The 19,321-nt window shown below is 53.8% G+C and carries 13 protein-coding genes; 8 read left to right on the top strand and 5 right to left on the bottom strand.

Annotated features, from left to right (window positions below; genetic code table 11):
* Positions 1 to 3: 3 nt before the first annotated feature.
* Positions 4 to 1,119: an SPFH domain-containing protein gene (locus tag GS398_RS09975; protein ID WP_160906613.1), complete on the bottom strand. Its 1,116-nt coding sequence runs from the start codon at positions 1,117 to 1,119 to the stop codon at positions 4 to 6.
* Between the two features lie 172 nt (positions 1,120 to 1,291).
* Here GS398_RS09975 and GS398_RS09970 point away from each other — a divergent pair, with 172 nt between their 5' ends.
* Together GS398_RS09970 and GS398_RS09965 are read left to right on the top strand one after the other, a co-directional pair.
* Complete coding sequence (locus tag GS398_RS09970; RefSeq protein WP_160906612.1) at positions 1,292 to 1,774, top strand: hypothetical protein; 483 nt, start codon at positions 1,292 to 1,294, stop codon at positions 1,772 to 1,774.
* Between the two features lie 16 nt (positions 1,775 to 1,790).
* Positions 1,791 to 3,455, top strand: a complete 1,665-nt coding sequence (locus GS398_RS09965; RefSeq protein ID WP_160906611.1) for a beta-N-acetylhexosaminidase — start codon at positions 1,791 to 1,793, stop codon at positions 3,453 to 3,455.
* Between the two features lie 383 nt (positions 3,456 to 3,838).
* Here the strand turns inward: GS398_RS09965 and GS398_RS09960 are convergent, their stop codons facing one another.
* Genes GS398_RS09960 through GS398_RS22820 form a run of 3 tightly spaced genes read right to left on the bottom strand, consistent with a single transcriptional unit; the run spans position 3,839 to position 8,821 of the window.
* Positions 3,839 to 5,581 (bottom strand): bifunctional lysophospholipid acyltransferase family protein/GNAT family N-acetyltransferase, encoded by a 1,743-nt coding sequence (locus GS398_RS09960; RefSeq protein ID WP_160906610.1) that lies wholly within the window; start codon positions 5,579 to 5,581, stop codon positions 3,839 to 3,841.
* Positions 5,578 to 7,005, bottom strand: a complete 1,428-nt coding sequence (locus tag GS398_RS09955; protein ID WP_160906609.1) for a purple acid phosphatase family protein — start codon at positions 7,003 to 7,005, stop codon at positions 5,578 to 5,580. Before GS398_RS09955 ends, GS398_RS09960 begins: the two co-directional genes overlap by 4 nt.
* Positions 7,006 to 7,015: 10 nt before the next feature.
* On the bottom strand, positions 7,016 to 8,821 hold the full coding sequence (locus GS398_RS22820) for a cytochrome-c peroxidase (protein WP_160906608.1): 1,806 nt from the start codon (positions 8,819 to 8,821) through the stop codon (positions 7,016 to 7,018).
* A gap of 102 nt (positions 8,822 to 8,923) precedes the next feature.
* On the opposite strand from GS398_RS22820, the gene GS398_RS09945 reads away from it, so the two are divergent.
* From GS398_RS09945 to GS398_RS09925, 5 genes are all read left to right on the top strand, one after another.
* Entirely contained in the window at positions 8,924 to 9,979 is a 1,056-nt protein-coding gene (locus GS398_RS09945; protein WP_160906607.1) for a LacI family DNA-binding transcriptional regulator, read from the top strand.
* A 326-nt stretch (positions 9,980 to 10,305) separates the two neighbouring features.
* On the top strand, positions 10,306 to 12,150 hold the full coding sequence (locus GS398_RS09940; RefSeq protein ID WP_160906606.1) for a hypothetical protein: 1,845 nt from the start codon (positions 10,306 to 10,308) through the stop codon (positions 12,148 to 12,150).
* 17 nt (positions 12,151 to 12,167) lie between these two features.
* The gene (locus GS398_RS09935) at positions 12,168 to 13,688 is read left to right on the top strand and encodes a hypothetical protein (RefSeq protein ID WP_160906605.1); all 1,521 of its coding nucleotides are present in this window, start codon (positions 12,168 to 12,170) and stop codon (positions 13,686 to 13,688) included.
* On the top strand, positions 13,678 to 17,199 hold the full coding sequence (locus GS398_RS09930) for a DUF6443 domain-containing protein (RefSeq protein WP_160906604.1): 3,522 nt from the start codon (positions 13,678 to 13,680) through the stop codon (positions 17,197 to 17,199). The genes GS398_RS09935 and GS398_RS09930 overlap by 11 nt, the downstream gene beginning before the upstream one ends.
* The gene (locus GS398_RS09925; protein ID WP_160906603.1) at positions 17,199 to 17,810 is read left to right on the top strand and encodes a hypothetical protein; all 612 of its coding nucleotides are present in this window, start codon (positions 17,199 to 17,201) and stop codon (positions 17,808 to 17,810) included. Before GS398_RS09930 ends, GS398_RS09925 begins: the two co-directional genes overlap by 1 nt.
* Before the next feature lie 50 nt (positions 17,811 to 17,860).
* Here GS398_RS09925 and GS398_RS09920 read toward each other — a convergent pair whose 3' ends face one another.
* Complete coding sequence (locus GS398_RS09920; protein ID WP_202406009.1) at positions 17,861 to 18,214, bottom strand: helix-turn-helix domain-containing protein; 354 nt, start codon at positions 18,212 to 18,214, stop codon at positions 17,861 to 17,863.
* A gap of 22 nt (positions 18,215 to 18,236) precedes the next feature.
* Here GS398_RS09920 and GS398_RS09915 point away from each other — a divergent pair, with 22 nt between their 5' ends.
* Complete coding sequence (locus GS398_RS09915) at positions 18,237 to 18,989, top strand: PDDEXK nuclease domain-containing protein (RefSeq protein WP_202406008.1); 753 nt, start codon at positions 18,237 to 18,239, stop codon at positions 18,987 to 18,989.
* Positions 18,990 to 19,321 lie beyond the last annotated feature (332 nt).

Below are 19,321 nucleotides of genomic sequence, written 5' to 3'. Positions count from 1 at the left end.
CCGTTAGGTCAACGGGGGAGGGGTGTTGTTAAAAAGCGATGCCAACTCGTCAAGTTTTTCAGCGGCCAGCCATTCGTTCATTCCTTTTTTCCACACGGGTGATGACGCGGTGAGCTTACCGCTATCAGCCATCTGCGTTAGCTCGTTCAGCGTATGAGGGCCTTCTGATTTGCCGTTTATACCGATAAAATACTGTACGGCCCCCGGCATGGGCGGCGGAACATCTGCCGGGTTTGGCCGGTTGGCGTCGAAATGATTTTGCTGGAAGATGTTTCCCGCCTGGCCCATCATGGCCGCACCAACTCCCAGGCCCATGCCTGCGGCGCCGAGGTTGCCGCCGATGCTGTTCTCCGCGGATTTTTCGATGGCGTTGGCCGCCTGGAACTGCGCATAGGCGCCGAGGTTGCCGATGATCCCCATTTGGGTGCGTTTGTCGAGCGCCTCCTCTACTTCCGGCGGAAGCGAAATGTTCTCTACCATCAGCATGGGCAGGTTAAGCCCCATGTGATTAAAGTCGGGTTGGATGGTGTTTTTTATCACGTTGGCTACTTCATCGTAGTTTGCGGCCAGGTCCAGTACCGGGATGCGGGAAGAAGCAACGGCATCCATGCCCCGCGATACGATGATGTTGCGCAGTTGCTCGTTGATCTCGTCGATGGTGTATACCGGTTTGGTGGCCGAGATCTCCGTTAAGAATAAGCGGGCGTCGTTTACTTTAACGCCGTAAGAGCCGAATGCCCGTAACCGTACCGGGCCGAATTCTGCATCGCGCAGCATGACCGGGTTTTTCGTGCCCCATTTCTGGTTGGTGAACAAGCGCGTGCTCACGAAATATATATCTGCTTTGAACGGGCTTTCGAAGCCATATTTCCAGCCTGCCAGCGTGGTGAGGATGGGCATATTCTGCGTAGTAAGAGTGTACATGCCGGGCTCGAATACGTCGGCAATTCGTCCCTCGTTCATAAAAACGGCGACCTGCGATTCGCGCACCGTTAGCTTTGCGCCCATTTTGATGGCGTTGTCGTTGCGCGGAAACTTCCAGATAAGGGTATCATTGGTGGTGTCTACCCACTCGATGATATCAATTAATTCATTAAGCAAACGGCTGAAAAGACCCATAGTGTTGATATTTACATGTGACCGGTTCGTTATGGAGGCAATGTTCCTGATAGATCACGGACATAAGCACAAGTTACACAAGGTTACTTATTTTTTTTAGCAAAAAACACTACCTTATTGCCGGAAATACGGGTCCCGCCCGAAGCTGTCCGCCGCAGTTAACCTTGTATGTATGAAGATCGCAGTTACCATCCTGGGAATCATTATTGTTGCAATTGTATTTGGAACGACCATTATGGACTTAAATGCTGTTGGCAGCGGGTATTCGCCTGCCGGCGGAAATAGTGCCAGGGATGTCGCTGACCGGGTCATTGCTAACCTCGACCGGGAAAGCGTGGAAGTGAATTTCCCCGAGAAGTATTTTCCGCGGGACCAGCTGCGGCCATTGCTTGCCGGTTTGCGGCAGCAATGTGACTGGAAGAGCCGCGACGGGAAGTTTGTCGATTACATAACGCGCCCAGACGCCGGCGGCGTTAACCAGTCGACCTTTATTTATGAATATTACCTGAAATGCGATTCCCTGCGTTTCCTCCTGTCCGTAAAGGGCGGGAGCGAGCCCGAGCTCACGGGCTTTAACGTCGAGCCCATCGAAAACGCCAATCCCCTGATCATTCATGCCGAAAATCAATTAAAGAACAGGAATAACAATTACTAATCTCATACCGCACCAAATGAAACAAGTTTTTTATGTGATCTTTTTCTTATCGCTTGGCCTGACAGGATATTCGCAGGTGAACATTATTCCCAAACCGGCAGCGGTGTCCATGCCGGCCGTGAAAGGGGAGCTGACTATCGACGCAAGCACCCACCTGGTTGCAGCCACCCCGGCACTCCAGCCCGCGGCCGATTTTTTAAACGCTTACCTGATGGAGTATTACGGGTTCTTTCTTCGCGGGATCAAACCCAAAGGAAGTGCGACAACTGTTCGCCTGGCTATCAGCACCGCCACGAACGGCCCTAAAGAAGGGTACTCGCTCGAAGCCGCCAAGGGATCGGTGACCATAAAGGGGCAAGATGCGGCCGGCGTTTTCTATGGCGTACAGTCGCTCATCCAGCTGCTTCCGGTACAGAAAGCTGCGAGGCTCGCTGTTCCGTTCGTAACCATCAGCGATTACCCGCGTTTCGCCTATCGTGGCATGCACCTGGATGTGGCCCGCCATTTTTTCCCGGTTTCCTTTATCCGGGAATATATCGATTACCTCGCCCTGCACAAGATGAATTATTTTCACTGGCACCTTACCGATGACCAGGGATGGCGCATAGAGATAAAAAAATACCCGAAACTTACACAAATAGGCGGATTTCGTAACGGCACCATCATTGGCCATTTCCCCGGAACAGGCAATGACAACCAGCACTATGGCGGTTTTTATACACAGGAACAGGTAAAAGAGATCGTACGGTATGCGGCCGGGCGTTCCATCACCGTGGTTCCGGAGATCGAAATGCCGGGGCACGCATCGGCGGCGATTGCCGCGTATCCTGAGCTGAGCTGTTTCCCTAACGAGCCGACCACCTACCCGCGCCGTACCACGGTAGCCGGCGATACCACCGGCAAGCAGGTGCAGCAGACATGGGGCGTTTTTAACGATGTGTTCGCCCCCACGGAAACTACGTTCACGTTCCTCGAAAATGTACTGGATGAAGTAATGGCCCTGTTCCCTTCGAAATTAATCCACATCGGGGGCGACGAATGCCCGAAAGAGAACTGGAAGCGTTCAGCGTTCTGCCAGCAGCTCATCAAGGATAAAGGACTGAAAGACGAGCACGGCCTGCAGAGCTACTTTATTCAGCGCATAGAAAAGTACATTAACGGAAAAGGCCGGTCGATCATCGGCTGGGACGAGATCCTGGAAGGCGGACTGGCGCCGAATGCGCTGGTAATGAGCTGGCGGGGCGAACAGGGCGGTATCGATGCGGCAAAACAATCGCACTACGTGGTCATGACGCCCGGCAGCCACGTATACCTGGACCACTCGCAAACACGCCGCGACGACTCGTTGACCATCGGCGGATACACCACCGTGCAGAAAACGTACAGTTATGAGCCGATCCCCAAGGAGATTAATCAGGCAGAGGAAAAGTTCATTTTAGGTGCACAGGGCAACGTATGGACCGAATATATGGCCTATCCTTCAAAGGTAGAATACCAGATCTTTCCGCGGATGACCGCCCTCAGCGAAGTGTTATGGTCGTCCAGGGCGCTTCGTAACTGGACCGATTTCGAGCCACGTCTCAAAATACAGCTGGACAGGTACGATCGTTGGGGCGTTTCATACAGCAAAGCGGTGCTGCAGCCGGAACCGGAGCCGCCTGTAAAGCGTAGTAGTAACTAGTGGGATCGATCGGAAGTATAACGTCAAACGTGCATCGGGATGAATGAGGCAGCGGGAAGTTTAGTGTAAACGGGTACTCTCCCGGGTTTTAATAAAAGACATCACCTTAACGTTATGTTAATATGCGTTCCCTAGTTTTGTAGCGTTTTAATAGCCGAGACAAGAATTTATGCTTTTCCGTAAGGGGGCTGCCACGTAAATGGCGGTCCCTTTTTATACTCAGGAAGAGCTCAACGTCAATTACTTATCTTATAATGTATACTTATGGGCTGAATGCTGATAGCTGACAGCCAAATCTACTCCCCGGAAATTCAGCTTGATCCGTTTTATTAAATTACTTCAATAAGACCGGGGTTTATCACGTTGTCCGGGTTTACGGACGCCTAACTCAACCGGTCTAATTTTGCCTCCGGGACTTTTTCGAGGTCTAATACCAGGAACCCGTCAAGCGCGTCACAGAACTTAGGGTCCCGGTTAAAGCCGATAAACCAGGCATTCAGCGAGATGTATTGTCTCAGCAGCACCGGTACTTTCAAATGCCCCGGTTCGAGCTCGGCAATCAGCTGGTCGAGGTCCCTGATGGAGCCGCGGTTTTCGAGCAGGATCTCCCGGTCGATCCCTGAGAAATCGGGAGTGAATTTCTTTCGCGCTTTCACATAGCCTGCCAGCTCGTGGTTAAAGTGATTGCGGGTAATGTATTCGACCATCAGCGACCTCGAGAACTTCGAGTACCGGTTGCTGATGCTTACCGGCCCCACCAGGTAACGGTAGCGCGGGTTAGATTGCAGGAAACAAAGCACCCCCTTCCATAAGAGAAACAAGGGTAGCGGTTTTTGCTGGTATTCTTTGCGTACCCATGACCGCCCCAGCTCGAGCGATTTTTTCAGCAGCGGCGTAATCCCTTTTTTTAAGCGGAACAGCTCCGACAGGTAGAGCCCCTTCTTGCCCATGCCGTAAAAGATCTCGTCGCCCTTGCCGATCCGGTAGGCGCCCACCAGCATCTTTGCGGTGGTATCCCACAGGAAAAGGTGCGAGTAATAGATATCGAACCGGTCGAGATCGATGGACTTATTGGTGCCTTCGCCCACTTCCCGGAAGGTGACTTCGCGCAGCCGCCCGATCTCTTTTAAGATGACCGGGATGGCCGATGAGGGCGCGAGGTAGGTTTCGTAGTTCTTTTCTACGCTGATGCGGTATTCGCTGATGTTGGCGATCTCTGTTTCAAGTACGTCCCAGAATGTTTCGGCAACAACGGGCTGGGGCTCTTTCTTTACTTTAAAGAGCTCGCCGGGTTTAAAGATCCGGGGCTCATCGTCGAGGCCCGCGCCCAGTGCGTAGGTCCTGGCCCGGCAGTAACCGAGCAATATGCTGGAATTTTCGCCCCCCGGAACGTCGGCGGGCAGCAGGGCCTTCCCGATCCGCATTTTTAACACGTGCCCTTGTTTGTTAAACAGTTCTGAAGGGAGTTTCGCGGTTTGCAGGGAGGGGTGCAGAAAGCGTAAGATGCTGAACCACAATCCGTTATTGCCATGGAAATAGACCGGTACTACCGGTACGCCGGCTTTCGCGATGATCTTGCCCACCACCGGATGCCATTTCCTGTCGGTGATGCGTTGTTTCGACGGTTTAAACGACGAAACTTCACCGGCAGGAAAAATGCCTACCGGCGTGCCGTCTTTCAGCAGCCGCAATATATTTTTTATGCCGCTGATGCTCGACTTATTATCCACCGTTTCAAAGGGATTTACCGCGATGATATAATCGGCCAGGTTAGGGATCTTTTTTAGCAGGAAGTTGCCCATAAAAAGGGTGTCGGGCCGTTTGCTGCAGAGAATATGGAGCAGTACCAACGCTTCGACGGCGCCGTAAGGATGATTGGCCACTACGATGAACGGGCCTTTGGCAGGGATATTAGCCAGGTCCTTTTCGTCTAACCCGATAGAGATCCCGAGGTTAGCGAGCAAACGCGCTGCAAAACCGGGGCCTTCCAGCGCCGATGCATTCCCGATAAGCCGGTTAAGCGCATCGATCTTCATCAGCCGCATCATCAATGCGGTGAGCCCCGGCATCGGGATCTTATGGAGGCCGGTTGCCTTCGAAAATTCCTTCCGTGAGATAATCGTCATTCCCTGGATAATTGTTTGTCTTGTTTGAGTGCTTTTTCGTCGGCCGGGCTAACATCTTTCATCATGGTAAAGTGGTCGCCAACCTTTCCTTCGCCGGTGATCCATTTCAGGCTGAGTCGGTTGCCCTGTGCTTCGAGCAGCACGATGCCGCCCACCTCGTTGTTGGAATAGTACATGGCGTTGTGAGGGTAATTGTCCATGTGGCCGCCCAGGGCACCCGAGGAGCCGCTTACCACGTACACCGTTCCTTCGTTATTTTTGGTGCTTTTAAGGTAAGGCGCCGAGTTTTTCGTACCATCGTACAGGCCGGTGGAGCTGCTGATCTCGTATTTCTGTGCATCGTAATCGGCTTCCATGCCATAATAGCCCTTAATGAGCCTGGTACGTTCATACACGTGGCTATGACCGCAAAGCACGAGGTCTACGCCCCGGTCTTCAAGGATCTTAATAAAATTCTGCCGGATCTTTACCAGGAGCTGTTCCGTGTTCGAATCGTGCGAGCCCATGGTATACGGCGGGTGATGCCAGTACGCCACCACCCATTTGCTTTTATTGGCGTCGAGGTCTTTTTTCACCCATTCCGCCTGTTCGCCCATTTCGTTGTACATATAAGTTCCTTTCTTGTCGGGCCCGTAGGAGTCGAGCGCGAGGAAATGTACAGGACCGATATCATACGAGTAGTAGGATTCGGTGCCGGAAGGAATTCCGCCAGCTTCACCTTTGGCGGGAAGCGAGAAGTTCTGGTAATAGGCGATCTTGTTAATCGCGGCGATAGAAGAAGACCTGTAGTTATTATAGTCGTGGTTCCCCGGCACGGGGTATAACGGGTACTTTTTGAGCAAATTGTCTTTGTAGATGTTAAAGAACTTGGCCTGGAACTCGGCATCCGTACCGTCGTTATAGGCGTTGTCGCCCATCAGGATCCAGGCATTCAGGTAGTTATCGCCCAGGTACTTAATTGCCTGGTCGCGTACGGTACGCTGGTTAATGGAGTTATTGCCGCAATCGCCAAACCCGGCTACGCGGATCAGCTGGTCGCTGTCTTTTTCGGGGAGCGTATAAAAGTAGTTATCGGCATTGCCCTGCAGGATGGTATCGGCCAATCCGCCAATGGTATAATAATATTTGGTGAAGGGTTTGAGGCCGGTCAGGGTAATGATGTGTTCGTTCACCAGCGTCGAGTCGTCCATACGCCGGTCGAGTCTGTCGGGCGCGCTGCCGTACTGTACCCGGCTGTGATCGAATACATTGGTGCGCCAGCGGATGGTCATACCGGTAGGGGTTGCCATTTGCAGGTAGGGGCCGCGCAGCAGCTCGGGTTGCACACCCATGGGCCCTCTTCTTAATGGCCGGATAGCGGCGCCTTCTTGTGCGAACGAAGCGAAAGACAGCAGCAGGAGGAGGAGCGTGTTAACAATTCTCATGTGTTATAGGTTAATTGCGTTTATCTGTTAGCGATTCAATAAATGATTTAATAGCAGCGGTTTCTGTTGGCGTAAGCCCGAGCGGTTTGGCGGAGAGCGTTTGATCGGGCACATCGAGCCCAATGCCGCGACCACCGCCGAGGTTATAGAATTCAATCACCTGGTCGAGCGTTACGAACGCGCCATGGTGCATATACGGTCCAGTTTCGGCGGCATTACGCACCGTAGGGGTTTTAAAAGCGCCATCATAATATCGGATGCGGAACTGGGCGAATCGTCCTCGGTCGGTGTCGGCTACAGGCTTTTTAAAGTCAGGGGTAGCAGGCGTTCCGGGTATTTCTACTTCCGAAAGGTCGTACAAAGGCGGCACGAGCGAATTAAAATAGGGCGGAAAATGGCAGGTACCGCATTGCGCCTTGCCCATGAACAGGTTAAACCCGGCAACCTGTCGTGGGGTCATGGCCTTACTTTCGCCCGCCAGGTAACGGTCGAAGGGGGAGCTAAGGTCGCCCAGTTGCGTTACAAAGGCCGATAGCGCCGCGGAGACCTCCCGGATGCCCATATCGCGCAACCTTTTCCCTGGAAAGGAAGCGGCGAAGAGATGCCGGTATTTTTCCTTTTTCAGTACACGTTCCGATAAGGCCGCGTTATTGCCGCCCATTTCCAGCGGGTTGAAGATCACCTCGTGCACCTGGTTTTGGAGGCTGCCCGCGCGTCCGTCCCAAAACTGTGTATGTTGTTTGCCGGCATACAGCAGGGTAGGGGTGTTGCGTTTTAATACCGAGTCGCGGTGGAGAGACGGGCTTTTCGCCAACCGGTCGGCAAAATAGTTGCCCGGTTGGTGGCAGCTGGCACAGCTTACAGACCCGTTCCCCGAAAGGGCGCGATCTGCGAAGAGCAGCCTGCCAAGCATGACCTTTTGCCTGCCGGCCGCATCGTGTGCCCCGGCCAGGTTAATGGCACCCGGGCGGTAAATATGGTCTGCGCGGTAATCGAGGAATGGCGACGTGTTGAGTTCGAGCCCGAGCCGCCTGGTAAAGAGCCCCAGCTGTTTTTGCATGGGCAGGGCGAACTTAACCAGGTACTCCATCCGGTTGAAGGAATCGAAATCCGGGTGCGCTTCCAGGTAGGCCAGCGAATGGGCGGTCAGCCTGCGCAGCGTACCGGCTGCAAGAGTATCTTTGCGAAAGTACGGCTCCAGTACCGCCGAAATCGCGCGCGTAGCTGCGGCAGTTTCCACGATACCGCTTTTGAGCATCGGCGCATCGTACCCGGAAATATATAAAGACGATAACCGGATGAGCTCTACCCGTACACTTTCCAATAACCGGGCGTCGGTTGCCTCGAAACCATACAGCAGCGCGCCGAGGTCATCGGCAGAAGTGCAAAGCGCCTCGCACTGGGCGAGGAGGGCGGGTTTGGCGGCCGGCAGGTCGTCGTCGTACAGCATCGTTTCGATCTGCTGAAGGCCCATCGGCTCAACGAGTTCCAATGTAGGCTCCTCTACTTCGAACTTAGGTGCGGCATTGTAGAACCGTGTTTCGCTCGGAAAAAAATATGCCGTAAAAAAGGCAATCTTTTTATAGCTTACACGGCAGTTGATAAGGGCTTGTTTCGCCCGTAAAACGGATAGGGTATCACCGTTAATTTTATCGATGGCTGCATACAGGCGTTTGTTGGCCCCGGCAAATACCGCCAGTTGTTCCCGGAAATAAGTTACGCCGTTTGTTACGCCTATCGTGTTACGGGGCCCGTTCCATGCCAGGGAGATGGAAATAAATGCCGCAATTATCAGAATGGTGATTACTTTATACACACTGCCAGCCATTGTCCGCAAGCAGCCAAGGTAATTTTTGTTCGTTAATTGCGCGTTAAGTTAGCGTGGAGTTTTAGCGTTAGTGTATATTTGACTATTCAGATGAAGAAAAGAATTTCGATCAGGGACCTTGCCGCGCAGCTGGACGTGTCGGTAACAACCATTTCGTTTATCCTGAACGGGAGAGCCGAAGAGAAAAGGATCAGCGCACAGCTGGTAGAGCGGGTATTAAAGCATGTGAAGGAAGTGGGCTACCGCCCCAACTCGCTGGCCAGGAGCCTCCGTACAGGCAAAAGCCATATCATCTGCCTGATGGTGGAGGATATAGCCAACCCGTTTTTCGCCAACATCGCAAGACTGATAGAGGAACGTGCCTATAAAAGCGGCTATAAGATCATGTATTGCAGTACAGACAACAGCCTGGTAAAGACGCGGGAGATGATCCACATGTTCCGTGAGCGGCATGTAGACGGGTTCATCATCGCCCCGCCGGAGGGCGTTGACGAAGAGATCAACGCGCTGATAAATGACGGCCGCCCGGTGATCCTGTTCGACCGCACGCTGCCGCAGGTAAGCACCGATCATGTGATGATCGACAATGCCGCCAGTACCTATCTCGCTGTGAAACATCTGGTGGCCGAAGGGTTTAAAAACATCGCTTTTATAACGCTCGATTCGCTGCAATCGCAGATGCAGGGCCGCCTGGAGGGTTACGAGCGTGCTTTGAGAGAGCATAACCTGAATTTTCATATTAAAGAAGTCGCTTTTACGCTCGATGAAGAAAATACCATCCGGCACATCGCCGCGTTCCTGCAGCGAAAAAAGGAGGTAGACGCCATCCTGTTCGGTACCAACTACCTCGCCATTCGCGGCCTGAAAGCTATTAACCAGCTAAAAGGGCAGATCGCGCCAAAACTGGGCATCGTTGCTTTTGATGACCACGACCTGTTCGAGCTAAATTCACCCTCTATCACGGCCATTGCGCAACCCATCGAAGAAATGGCCGATAAAGTGATCACGCTGCTGCTGAACAAGCTGAACTCCCTCAATAAAAAGAAGCCCAATCAATCGGTGCTCATGAATACGAAGCTCGTGATCCGCGAATCATCTAAGGGTGCAGGCCCGGAGCTGACGGTAGTGTCGCGGGCATCATCCTAACGGCGACAGGAGTTATAGGGAAGAACTCACCAATGTGGAAAAGTCTTATGGAAAGCATGGCGGTTTATCATCCGTACTTGTGTAAACTTGGAAGAAATTCAACCTAAAGTTCAATCACGATGAAACCATTCTCCGGCACGCTAGCCGTGCTACCGCTTTGTGCTGTTTCCGCCCGCTCGAAGGAAACACCGCCCCTCTCCCGGGAGGTAAAGTACATAAACACAGCACGGGCTGGAAATTGCGGCCGTGATAGAACGGCCGAAAAGCTGGAAGCTCCCAAAAAATAACTCCCTGCCACTATCATTCCCGCAAAACGTACTTTCCAGATGAAAAAAGTGTTTTTTTCAGCCATCGCCGTCTTTGCCGCGCACCTTTGCTGCGCGCAGACCAACCTGCAGCTTCCCTCGGTATTGCCGCCGGCGCCAAACGCGGCCGAGCTTGGCAAGGTCGCCAGGGTCCCGGTATCGCTCACCACCGGCAGCATGGCTACCAGCATCCCCATGGTGAGCCTCAATGCCGGTACCATAAAAACCGACATCTCCGTCTCCTATAATGCCGGCGGTATCAAAGTGGACCAGGTCGCCTCCCGCGCCGGGATGGGCTGGGTGCTTAACGCCGGCGGGATGGTTAACCGTACGGTGTATGACAATGCCGACGAACGTTCCACCTGGCGCGCGGCGCCCCCTGGTGTAGACCTTTCCACCTCGTTCGATACCGCAGCGACCAACTTTTTAACCGATGCGGCACTAAGCCTCGACCTGTACGATACGCAGCCGGACGTGTTCAGCTTCAACTTCAACGGCTATTCCGGCCGCTTTTTCCTCGATCCTGCGGACCGCACCAAAGTGATCTTCCTGGAACACTCCAACCTGAAGGTGGCCACCAACTTCCACTATGTGTCTGACAGTACCTGGACGCTCCGGATCACCGATGCCGAAGGCCGGAAGTATTTTTTCGGCGGAAACACCGCCACGGAAAGTTCCCGCTCGGGCAGCGCGGGCACCGACTGCGGCAAGCACTACAGCATCCCCATCGAAAACGCATGGTACCTCAAACGCATCGAGGACCTGCAGGGCAATTACATGACCTTTACATACCGCAAGCACAGCTTCGAATACTGGCCGTCGTTCTCCCAGAACAGCGTGGCTACGCCGGATTATACGGCCGTGCGCGCAATGATCGACCCACTGTCTAGCCCTCCCTCTGTCCCTGCCGCCGACCTGACATCCAACACGGTCTGTGCATCTACCATTTACAATAACGGCGTATTCCTTCAAAAGATCGTCTCCTCCAACGGCAGCGAAGTGCGGTTCTGGTACGGCAGCCGGCCCGACGTCCCGGGCGATTCGCTGGTGACAGCCGTAAAACTATACGCGCCCGGCTCCGTCGTGCCGGTGAGGAATTACGGGCTGGAATATACCACTTCTTCGCCCATAGGAAGCTACTACACGGCAATCGCCGGGGAAACAATGCTTAATTACCGCCCCTTCCTGGTAAGGGTGAGCGAATACCCCGTTTCAGGAAGTGAAGTAAAGAACCATTATTTTGCGTATAACCGGGTAAATGACCTGCCGCCGCGCCTGGCATTCGCCCAGGATGAATACGGCTTTTTTAACGGGCAGAATAACATCAACTTTTTACCGGCGCCGGGCGTCGACTCGCTCGCTAATTATTTCCCGAACTCTACGGCTAACCGCAGCACCAATCCCAGCCTTGCCGGGGTGGGTATGCTGAGCAGGATCATTTATCCCACGGGAGGGCAGGACTCGGTGGTTTATGAGTCGAATGACGTATATACTTCCTATACCCAGCCGGCGCCAAAGTCCACCATCACGCACCACGTCACCGGAACGGGTAACCGAGGCCTGGTAGAAATGGATTCGGCCATGGTGATCACTGCTGCCCAAAAGGTAAGCGTGGTATTCAGTTGTACTTATAATACAGGGGTCGATGACGGCATTCACCAGGTATCCACCTACTCCATTTTTGCGTATGGGGCGGGCACACCGGTGTATACCAGGCAGCTGCACCCCGGCGATGCAGCCTCGTTTAAGGTAGACCTCGATCCCGGCACCTACACCGTGCAGCTCTCTTCCAATGGCGTGGCAGCCCAGGGCTTCGCGGCCACGGATATACCATCGGGTCGGATTCGATCAAGTACCACAACGTAGCCGTAGGTGGCGCACGCGTGAAACAGGTGCTCACCTACGACCCCGTTACCACCAGAACGCTGTCCCGCATTTACCGGTACTACGACCACGAGGATCCCGCCCTCTCCTCGGGAAGGCTTATGCACGGCAAGGTCAGCTATTACTCCAACCTGGAGGTCAGGCAGGTTTCGCACAATTCATCCATGATCCTGAACTATTACGCGGCAAGCTCGGGAGGCAATATTTCCCTGTTCAGCCAGACGGGCAACCACGTGGTTTACCAGGACGTGACCGAAAGCGAGGATACCGCATATACCAACGGTGCTACCTGGCACCACTTCCAGGTAGCTGCCGATTCGGTGGCCGCTACCATCCGCGGCGGCGGAGTGCCCCACGCGCCCTATTACCAGGACGGTACGCCGCAGGCACTGGAGGTCCGCACCGTTCAATACAAGTCCGGTGGTCCGGGTGAGCTGGTAAAGCTGCAGGAAACCCGGCAGCATTATGTAAATACGGTGATGGGTACACCGGTGACCGCTTATGCGGCCCGCAAGAACTGGGAGGACCCCGTATTCACCGGTTTGCACCCCTATGATCTGTCCATGTACACCCTGAGCACCAACTGGGTGTACAGCGACAGTACGATCTCGGTTAATTACGATGCCGGGACGTCCCGGCCCGTACAAACCGTTACCCTCACCGAGTACGCCAACGCCGCCCACCTGCAGCCCACCAAAACCACCACCACGGGCAGCGACGGCCTGGTGCGCTACAGTACGTTTCTTTACCCGGCCGAGAAAGTGGCGGCAGGCGCCACAATACCCTACCAGGCCATGATCGACCAGAACCAGGTGACCGCCCTGGCAGAGAAAAAGGATTTCGTGAACGGCGCCTTCCAGGAGAAAACCATCAATACCTACAGCAATGCGCTCTCGGCCAACACCACCCCGTACCTGCTTTATAAGATACAGACCCAGCATAAGAACGAAAGCGCCGAAGACCGCATCGAGTATAGCGCCTACGACAACCTGGGCAATCCCGTGACTGTTTCCATGGCCTCCGGCCCGAAGATCAGCTACCGCTGGGGCTATAACCAGCAGTACCCCGTGGCCGAGATCAAAAACGCGTTAAGCACAGAATGCTACCTGCAGGATTTCGAGGCGGGCGGTGGAAGCGCCAGCAACGCCTCCCATACCGGCACCTCCCGCAGCAGCGGAAGTGCATATACCGTGAGCTTTACGCTCCCCAATGCCCGCGGCTACGTGATCAGCTACTGGTATATGGATGCCGACGAGCGCTGGCATTATTCCGGCGAGCTGCCTTATACGGGCTCTTCTTACGCCCTTTCCGGTCATTCGTATTACGACGATATCCGCGTGTACCCGGCCGACGCACAGCTAAGCACCTTTACTTACCTGCCGCAGGTCGGCACCTGGTCGTCTATCGATTCCAGGGGCGTAACCACGTATTACCAGTACGATGTGTTCCGCCGCCTGCGGGCCATTAAAGATACCGGGGGAAATACCGTAAAAACGTTCACTTACCATTATGGCAACTAACATGAAAAAGCTGCGGGTATACATCACCTTACTGGTCGTGGCGGTGTGTTTCAATGCCCGGGCACAGCGGTCGGTTATCGCCAGCGCCTACCATGGCCAGAGCGAGATCACGGCTACCGACACCATTCGCCTGGCGGCAGGGTTTAACACGGGCGGCATCCGGTATTTCCGGACCCGCCTCACACCCAACGCGGCAGGCTGCGCTATCCTGGCCACCGCCCCGACCGGCTCGCGCAACTACGTGATCGTAAGCACCATGAAAAAGGAAGGGGTGTCCACCGATACAGGGGCCACCAATTGCCAGGTAAGCCAGGTGGTGCAGTACCTCGACGGGCTTGGTCGCCCGCTGCAAACCGTACAGGTAAAGGGCAGTCCTACGGGGAAAGACGTAGTGCAGCCGCAAGCTTACGATGCCTTCGGCCGGGAAAATATCAAATATCAGCCTTATACCACCACTGCCGGCAGCGCGGGCGCTTACCGGGGCGATGCGTTGGCGGGCACAGGCGGCTATACCGGCAGCGCCCAGTATACTTTTTACCAAAGCGGCAGCGACCATGCCACCACCATTGCTCCCTACGCCCGCACCGTGTTCGAGCCCTCGCAGCTGGGCCGTGTGCCGGAGCAGGGCGCTCCCGGGCAGGCCTGGCGACCCTCGGCCGCACGCACAGATACCGCCGGCCGTACCGTTCTCACCGTATTGGGCGCCAACGACAACAGCGGGGCGTTCACCTCCACCGGTTTCGGTGTACGCCTCTGGAAAGCCGATACGGTTCCCACCGGTGGCCAGTTGTACAAACGCCGCCTGTCTACCTCCGGCTTCTACTATGCTGACCAACTGACCCTCACCATCACTAAAGACGAGAACTGGCTGAGCGCCGACGGCAAGGCCGGCACCATCGAGGAATACAAGGACAAGCAGGGCCGTGTGGTGCTTAAGCGCCTCATCAACAAAAAGCCCGATAACAGCCTGGAAGCCCTGTCGACTTATTATGTGTACGACGCCGAAGGTAACCTCAGCTTCGTGCTTCCGCCGGGGGCGAACCCCGATACCACCGGTCTCGGCCAACCGGCGCTTGACGACTTCTGCTACCAGTACCGCTACGATGGTCGTCACCGTCTCATCGAAAAGAAGGTGCCGGGCAAGGGCTGGGAATACACCGTCTACAACAAGCTCGACCAAGTGGTGATGACCCAGGACTCGGTGCAGCGGACGAACAACAAGTGGCTTTTTACCAAGTACGACGTGATGGGCAGGGCCGTCATTACGGGGATCGCCTCGAGCGGCTCTTCAAGAGATACCTGGCAAGCCAGCGTCAACGGCCAGCCTTACCTGTGGGAAGCGCGCGACAATGCGAACGCATCCTCTTCCGGCACGGGCTATACCAATAACAATCTCCCCACCAGCGGGGTGGACCGGTATCATACCCTCAGCTATTACGACGATTACGATTTCCTGGGGAACACCTTCGGCTCCGCCGGCCAGGACAAGAACGTAAGAGGCCTGCTAACGGGCACTAAGGTGAACATACTGGGGAGTGACATCATGCTGCTGTCCGTAAACTATTACGATAAGGAGGGCCGGGTGGTCCAGTCCAAAAGCGGGAACCACCTGGGGGGAACGGACATCACCGACAACGTATACGGCTTCACCGGCGAGCTGATCTCCGGTACCCGCATCCATATCAGCGTGAGCGGGAGCGCCACCATCGCCACCCGGTACGAGTACGATCCGGCGGGGAGGAAGAAGAATACATTCGTAAAGATCAATTCAGGCGCGGAGGTGAAAACCTCGGACATAGAATACAACGAGCTTGGACAGCTAAAGCAGAAGAGTCTGCACGATAGCTTGCAGGTAACCAGCTACGTCTACAACCCGCGCGGCTGGCTGAAGAGCAGTACCTCCCCGCAGCTGGCCATAGGGCTGAACTACGAGGATGGTACGGTAAAGCAGTTTAACGGGAACATCGCTAACCAGCTTTGGGGGACGGCGGGGAGCCTTACAAATACGTTCAAGTACTACTACGACAAGCTCAACCGTCTTACCGCCGGCGTAAGCGCCGACTCGGCCATGCGGGAAAGGCTGGCCTACGACCCGATGGGCAACATTACCCGCCTGGAGCGGAACGGGAGCAGGGGGAACTATACCTACACCGGTAACCGGCTGAACGGGATCTCAGGGGCATGGAGCACGGGGAGCTACGCTTATGACGGCAACGGGAACGCCACCACCGACGGCCGCAACAATAAAACCCTTACCTATAACCTGCTGAACCTGCCGGCAACGGTGAACGGCACGGAGATCGTATATACCTACGACGCGGCAGGCAACAAGCTCCGCAAAGCGAGCAGTACCACAGGAACTACCGATTACGTCGGCGGCATCCACTACGGCACGGTCAGCGGCAGCTATGTGATCAATTTCATCCAGACGGAAGAAGGAAGAGCGGTACGGCAATCGGACAACTCTTACAGGTTCGAGTATAATCTTACCGATCACTTAGGAAACGTAAGAAAAAGCTTCGATATTTACGCGGGCGCCGCGAGGGTGATCCAGGCAGACAACTACTACCCGTTCGGGATGCAATATGCGGTGACGGTACCGGGGAATGTAAGTAAGTATCTTTATAATGGGAAGGAGCTTCAGGAAGAACTAGGTTACTATGACTTCGGAGCAAGAATGTACGATCCCGTAACGGGGCGATTTAACACGATTGATCCAATTTCCGAGCAAATGCGGAGGTTCTCCCCGTACAGTTACGGATTCAATAACCCCATGCGTTTTATTGATCCTGATGGCAGGGCACCTTTTGATTGGGTCAAGGACCAGGAAGGAAATGTTAGATGGGACAAGGATGCTAATTCACAGGCATCGACCCAACAGGGAGAAACGTATTTAGGCAAAACGCTGACGTTCGCATTCAACAGTTATATTGATGGCGGGAAATGGGATGGGCCAACGTTGTTCGGCCTAGTCGATCCGTCGGGAGATAAATTAACCAGTACCGTAACGCTCCAAGCCAGTGAAAACAATAGCGGAGAATTAACCGGCATCTCCGCTACCAAGTCGGTGGCTGTTGGAGACACACCGTTCGGCTTAGCACGAGACTCTTACCCTGGCGAGGGAGGCAGTAACAACATGCTTACTTCGAGCAGTAGTAAAACGTCAAACGGCGGCCTGAGTTCCTATAATCTGACTTTTGAACAGCACGCAAGTGTATCCAAATCAGAGGAGTTTGCATTAAATGGTATCGGCTTCAAAATAGTGGACGTTGCACAAAAGATGAATATAAGCTATAATGGAGCTAACGGAGCTTTGTCGGTTTCGGCTTATACGAACGTTTTTCCATCGGCTACTTTGAAGATGAACGGGAGTAAGATCATGCAGTATAATCAACCGTCATTCATAGGCACTCATTCCGCTCCGATAGTTGGTTCCTCCAGTCCATCTTCGGGATCGCTGCCTATTCGGGACTTCTCTTATTATCCTTCCAAGTTTTACAAGCGCAATTAATGAAATCAAGAATACAGATCATCGTTGGAATACTGGCATTGCTGGTACTGATTTATGGATGTTACACAATATTAGAAGCGCCTACGATGATCCTGCCTTCGTGGTATATTCTTATCGTATTGGCTGTTGTTGTATTGAGTGCGTCCCTGGGAGTAGGAGCGCTTGTTAAGGCGGTTTTTAAGCTCAAATGGAGTGTGGTCACGCTTTCCCTAAGCGTAGCAGCCATCTTTTGCCTGGTATATTTAGGGGCGACCTCTAAGCCGACGTGTACAGTTGTAGTAAAGCCGGGTTACTCCGGTGAAGTAAGGTTGTTTGTTTCGAAAAGCCCCGAGGGTACTGATAAGATCATTTTGAACGATTATGGCGTTGGCTACATTGATCAAGAGAAGTTCGAAAAGGGCTTCACTCCGGTAATACTCAAAGAAAACGATGACATTACTGGCGAGGTGAAGGAATATCGCAAAAACACGTTTACGTCAACTTCTTTTAATGGGTCGTTAAACTACCTGTCGTTTGATATTCCGGGAGGCTCAGGTGTCCCGGCGAAAACCATGGACGAACTGATAGAACTAAATGCTGTCGATACAAATAAGATAGGCCCAACGCATTGAGCACCTTCGTACAATCATAAAGAAGCCCGGAGCGTCGCTCCGGGCTTTGTTCATTTATTACCGAACGCCTGCCTGGTCTTGGCTTCGCGAATGAGTGCGGCGAGTGTTCTTAGGATATGTTCCTGGTCTTCGGGCTTTAGCGTTTGCAGTTCGCTGATCTGCCGGACGGCCTCCCGGTCGAGCTCCTGGTCGACAAGGCCGGTGAGATAATCGAGGGAAGCATCCAAAGCATTTGCCATTCGTGCGGCCGTTTCGATGGACGGCTTTACCTCCCCGCGCTCGTAGCGGCCGATCACCGGCGCGTGTACGCCAATCTTTTTGGCCAGCTCTTCCTGCGACACTTTCCGCCGTTTGCGTACCTGCAAAAGGCGTTCTCCAAACAATAAAAGTTCTGAATCCATCATCAAATCGGCTTAATGGGCATATATGCGCCAGTTCTACAGCTTGTTTGAAAAAGGTCACGCACTGCGTGACGAATTGAGCTGGACACATTACCGGCTCCTGTTAAAGGTTGAAAAAGAAGCGGCAAGGTCGTTCTATGTGACCGAAGCGATCGCCGGCAACTGGAGTACCCGGACACTGGAAAGACAGATCAACAGCTTTTATTACGAGCGAATATTATTAAGCGGCACGGAGGGAAAGCCATTGGTAAAACAGGAAGCGGAAAGCAAAAAAGAAGAATTGCAGGCCCGGGACATTATCAAGGATCCGTACGTGCTGGAGTTCCTGGACCTGAAACCGAACACCGGCTTTTATGAGCGGGAGCTGGAACAGGCCATTATCGACAAATTGCAGGAGTTCCTTTTGGAGCTTGGGAAAGGCTTTTCCTTTGTGGGAAGACAGCGCCGGATCAGCGCCGAGTATGAACACTTTTATATCGACCTGGTGTTCTACAACTATATCCTGAAATGCTTCCTGTTGATCGATCTTAAAACCGGGAAACTGACCCACCAGGATATCGGACAGATGGATATGTACGTGCGGTACTTCGAAGACCAGGTACGGCAGGAAAACGATAACCCGACGATCGGGCTGATCCTCTGCGCCGAGAAGAATAACGCCCTGGCAAAATACAGTCTATTGAGTGACAGTAAACAGATCTTCGCTTCAAATACAAGACCTATCTGCCTACAGAAGAAGAACTACAGCGGGAGATCGGCAGGGAAATCGAGATCGTAGAACAGGAAAAACGGCTGAAGAATCCGGATCCTGATAGCGTTCACGTTCCTTTTCACGGCAGGTTAAGCGGCATTCGTCCTCGTCAGTCAGCGCAAAAGCCACGCCAGCCCGTCCGGCGCTTTGAAGTGCCGTTTACCCATCAAATAATCGTCCAGCGCCTACCTGGCTGTCATGTCTTTCGCCTTCCTTCCTCTTCCTCATAGTCGGCTCCCCTGTCTGCTCGTTCCTCGCATCCAGCCGCCGCCTTATTGTATGGCTCGCCTGCGGGTCGCTCGGGCTTCGGGCGACTTGTTTAGTTGCCTGCGGCAGCATGGCCGCCCTCGTGTAGTTCG

Source organism: Hufsiella ginkgonis (assembly GCF_009834915.1).
Lineage (GTDB): Bacteria > Bacteroidota > Bacteroidia > Sphingobacteriales > Sphingobacteriaceae > Hufsiella > Hufsiella ginkgonis.
This window is presented reverse-complemented; position numbering and strand designations above follow the sequence as displayed.

Excerpts from the sequence above, each read along its gene's own strand:
- GS398_RS09945 (WP_160906607.1), top strand. The coding sequence starts at position 8,924 with ATGAAGAAAAGAATTTCGATCAGGGACCTTGCCGCGCAGCTGGACGTG.
- GS398_RS09955 (WP_160906609.1), bottom strand. The coding sequence starts at position 7,005 with ATGAGAATTGTTAACACGCTCCTCCTCCTGCTGCTGTCTTTCGCTTCG.
- GS398_RS09930 (WP_160906604.1), top strand. The coding sequence starts at position 13,678 with ATGGCAACTAACATGAAAAAGCTGCGGGTATACATCACCTTACTGGTC.
- GS398_RS09925 (WP_160906603.1), top strand. The coding sequence starts at position 17,199 with ATGAAATCAAGAATACAGATCATCGTTGGAATACTGGCATTGCTGGTA.
- GS398_RS09965 (WP_160906611.1), top strand. The coding sequence starts at position 1,791 with ATGAAACAAGTTTTTTATGTGATCTTTTTCTTATCGCTTGGCCTGACA.
- GS398_RS09960 (WP_160906610.1), bottom strand. The coding sequence starts at position 5,581 with ATGACGATTATCTCACGGAAGGAATTTTCGAAGGCAACCGGCCTCCAT.
- GS398_RS09970 (WP_160906612.1), top strand. The coding sequence starts at position 1,292 with ATGAAGATCGCAGTTACCATCCTGGGAATCATTATTGTTGCAATTGTA.
- GS398_RS09920 (WP_202406009.1), bottom strand. The coding sequence starts at position 18,214 with ATGATGGATTCAGAACTTTTATTGTTTGGAGAACGCCTTTTGCAGGTA.
- GS398_RS09975 (WP_160906613.1), bottom strand. The coding sequence starts at position 1,119 with ATGGGTCTTTTCAGCCGTTTGCTTAATGAATTAATTGATATCATCGAG.
- GS398_RS09940 (WP_160906606.1), top strand. The coding sequence starts at position 10,306 with ATGAAAAAAGTGTTTTTTTCAGCCATCGCCGTCTTTGCCGCGCACCTT.
- GS398_RS09915 (WP_202406008.1), top strand. The coding sequence starts at position 18,237 with ATGCGCCAGTTCTACAGCTTGTTTGAAAAAGGTCACGCACTGCGTGAC.